This is a genomic window from Deltaproteobacteria bacterium, assembly GCA_019308995.1.
GTDB lineage: Bacteria > Desulfobacterota > Desulfarculia > Adiutricales > JAFDHD01 > JAFDHD01.
Genome location: JAFDHD010000187.1, coordinates 1 through 3645, shown reverse-complemented (window position 1 = coordinate 3645; position 3645 = coordinate 1). Strand labels below are relative to the sequence as shown.

Below are 3645 nucleotides of genomic sequence, written 5' to 3'. Positions count from 1 at the left end.
CCGAAGGCATATTTATAAATATGTTGAGAAGCAAAATCGTGAAATCCCGACAAGTCGGGACAGCAAGGTTTTTCAGGTCGCAGTAGGTGTCTACTGCATAATCTGGGTTTAAGTCAGTAAGCGGCCCGTGAAATACGAAATAAAGGGTTTTTGTTCATGAATTAGTGAAACACAACTCAGAATATCTCCATCATGGACCTGCATGGTAATGAATACTCATGACCTTCCGGCCACAACGAAGGATCAAAGTAGTTGAGTTGTCAAATAGTTAAGTGGTTGAGTAGTAAAGGAGTTAATTTTAGGCACTTTAGGCACTTAAGCTCTATTTAGGCACTTTCATATAAATATTGAGATACACCTCTTCATTAAGGACGCAAAAATCTGTTGATGTTTTCATTAACATACGTATACTTACATGTTTGCAGGTTTTAATATGTGGCACGCAGCCTTACATCTAAATGTTCACGAACAAACTACAATATATCGCCGATCTGTCCGTTAATGATCGTGTATGGATTTACGCGATAAAATCAAGACTGTAAGCTCTAACAGTGATTGTTTTACACTATTTTTCGAGGGAGATATGTCAAGCAAAATAAAGGTCTGGATAAATGGTGAGTTTGTTCACTGGGACCAGGCGACCGTCCATATCATGTCACACAGTTTTACGCGAGGCTCGGCTGTTTTCGAAGTCATCAGTTTCCATCAGACGCCGAATGGCACAGCTGTCTTCAGGTTGGATGAGCACCTCAAGCGTTTACGCCGCACCACCGAACTTCTAAGCATGGAGTTGTTCCACTCCGCACAGGAGATTGAGCATGGGGTTATGGAGACCATAAAGGCCAATAACCTGAGAAATGGTTTCATCAAAATAATCGGCTACTATGGAAACCCGGCCTTCACTCTCCTGCCACAACAGGAAAGGCTTGATTTATCTATTTTCGCAGTGGATGAGGACTTGAGCATAGAGCCTAAGCAACACGTAAGCGCCTGTTTTTGTCGCTGGCGCAAGCTTGACCCGAATACTGCTCCTGTTGAGGCCAAAGTAGCCGGTAATTACATAAACGGCATGCTGGCTCGTCAGGAGGCAATTAGCCGCGGCTTTGATATAGGAATCTTGCTTGATACCTATGGTTTCGTGGCCGAAGCAAGCACTGAGGCTGTCTTCTGGGTTGAAGGTGATGTGATTAAAACCCCTCCGCTGGGTCGAATCCTACACAGTATTTCTCGCCTTTCCATACTTCAGGCTGCCAGGATAACTGGTTTCAAGACAGTGGATGAGGAGGTAAAACCGGAAAAATTCATGAAAGCCGATGAAATATTCTTTGCTTCTGCTACCTGCAAGGTCTTGCCGGTAAGCCGTATCGGTGATCGAGTTTTGGGGAATACACCTGGACCGGTGAGCAGGGAGCTTGCACGTCTGATGTCAGATATCTGCGCCGGAAAGGACGAGCGATTTAAAGACTGGCTTTTTCCTGTAAAGTGAAGCTCCCCGCGCTTCCGCGCGGGGCATCTGTGGTAAAGCCAAGCGGAACTGCGCCGAAGCCAACCCGCCTACGCTTTACCAGCTACGGCGCGGTTCGCCCCGCCATCTGTGTCGTGCCAAAGCTTTAGCGACGGCAGATCATCCCTGCGGCAAGCTGCAGGGTATTCCGGCGAAGGCGAGTAAAGGGATTAAATCTTTTTTTGACAGTTCTTGTACAGTAAGTCGTGCGGGGAAATGTAAAGAGGGGAGTTGTGCGGGATCTTCGACAGTTCTCCAATACTGGTTAGGCATTACAAAAAAAGGCTTATAGCCCTGTCGTAATAAAATTGGAAAGGGGGACTATAGGATGACCCCAAAGGCACGATGTTTTTCTGAGGTTAAGGGACTCAGACAATGTCGAAAGTAATGAGCCGTTCTAGAGTTATTTTTCAAAGTCGATAAGGGAATGGCCATACCGATGATGCGAGAAATCTGCTCCGCTTTTGGCGAAATAGCGCGCCCAGAATTTTTCTACTGATCGAAATTTATTGGAATCAGTACCGCTGGCCCCGGCCACATAGATCTTGACATCGCTGAGGTTGGGGATGAGATCGTGTTTTTGCCGGTATCTGATGGCCTTGTCTATATATTTGTCTGTGACCTTAGTCTTGTCAAAATTATATTCCTTTGAATCCTGGATCATGTCAGAGAGGATAACCAGAATCTTTTGACGTTTCTCGTTATGGAAGAATGTCTCAGCAATATTCAGAGAATTCAGAATCTCTGTATGCTGCGTACCTCTCTTGCGGGATAAGAGTCGGTCCACTTCCCTTCGAATTTTTTCTTTGGCCTCGGTTAGATTTCGTTCGAACTGAATGCGGTTAACCCATATAGTTTTTTCAGGGATTTCCACGTCCACGGATGGCTTAAAGTCGATATAGGAACGACCGGTGATGGTCCCCACCATAACACGATCTCCCTGACTAAGGTTTTGGCTGATTTTCTCAAACGCTTTCGTATAAACCGTATGCCGAGCGAGGTTCGCACTGCCCGACATATCAACAAAAATAACCAGAACCCGCGGACCTTTTTTGGCGTTCTCAGACTTCCCAAAGGCTTCATTACTCCAGTTCATGTGGATCGTCAAGAGAAGGAAGCTGAGAAGGATGAACCCAAAAAATTTTAGTCTCCATTGCTTCATTTGTGAATACCTCCGCAAAATTTATGAAATGGATTCATTGATCACCATCTATACAGGGATGGTCGCAGTTTCCATTTTTCTGCGCTCGTTTTCTTGTTCAAACTCCACACCCAACTTATGTTCCCCATCAAAGGACTTGGGTTTTGTCTGATCAGGACGTGCGCGCTGGTTGATCTTGCGGTAGTAATAGATGATTTCCTGTGCTCGTTGCTGAATCCGGTGGAGTTTTTCTTGTTGTTTGGTAAGGATCTTATTATATTTCCCCTCTACGGCCTGTAAGGCCTTATTGAGCTGGTTGGTCCTGCGGTGTAAATGCTCCAGCATAGGGTCTGTGTCATGAGAAAAATATGAGCAGAGTGTGGCTGCAGCTAAAATGACCAGATTCAGGCCAACAAATGCGGCGCCTATAAACCCGCTACTGCTAAAAGCGCTGACTGCACCTGCTTTGCTGAGGTCGCCCAGGTACTGGACACGCACGTAGCCAATGGCAACCAGGCCGCCAACGGTGAGGATGAGAAGTGCCGTTATACCGACAGCATTCTTCCACCATGGCTCAGACCAACGCTTGAAAAGAATCCCCATGGCGTGGGCGATCCAGGGGATGGCCACAGCCACACCGACCGCCATGATCCATGTGAATATCTGGCTTTCACCAAACACTGAGAAGGCGAGGGAATTCATAGGAATTTCACCCAAGACAAATAGAAACATCAACGCATAGTACTTCCCTCTGGACAACTCTACACTGGGTTCGCTCCGTTTAATCTTGGTGGCGTGAGCATCATAGTCCTTGGAGATACGTCCATAATCCTTGTGCAGGGGTTTGTGCTTTCCATTGAAGACCTCCAATTTCGGCCCATATATGGCCGTTACTTGTCGGGCCTCATTTCTGGCCATCGCCATCAACTCTTGCTCGAACTGAGAGAAATTCGGATCATCCTTATCCGGAAGATTCCTCTTTGCATCCTTTATGGCGTTT

3 protein-coding genes are annotated in these 3645 nt (G+C 46.4%); 1 reads left to right on the top strand and 2 read right to left on the bottom strand.

Going from position 1 to position 3645, the window contains the following annotated elements:
- Positions 1–583 precede the first annotated feature (583 nt).
- Positions 584–1486: an aminotransferase class IV gene (locus JRI95_16620; protein MBW2063168.1), complete on the top strand. Its 903-nt coding sequence runs from the start codon at positions 584–586 to the stop codon at positions 1484–1486.
- A gap of 421 nt (positions 1487–1907) precedes the next feature.
- Here the strand turns inward: JRI95_16620 and JRI95_16615 are convergent, their stop codons facing one another.
- On the bottom strand, positions 1908–2666 hold the full coding sequence (locus tag JRI95_16615) for a hypothetical protein (protein ID MBW2063167.1): 759 nt from the start codon (positions 2664–2666) through the stop codon (positions 1908–1910).
- Positions 2667–2714: 48 nt separating this feature from the next.
- Positions 2715–3645: hypothetical protein (locus tag JRI95_16610; protein MBW2063166.1), on the bottom strand; the 931-nt coding region annotated here is incomplete at its 5' end.

Bases quoted from the DNA above. Each gene is read 5' to 3' on its own strand.
- JRI95_16620 (MBW2063168.1), top strand. From the start codon at position 584: ATGTCAAGCAAAATAAAGGTCTGGATAAATGGTGAGTTTGTTCACTGG.
- JRI95_16615 (MBW2063167.1), bottom strand. From the start codon at position 2,666: ATGAAGCAATGGAGACTAAAATTTTTTGGGTTCATCCTTCTCAGCTTC.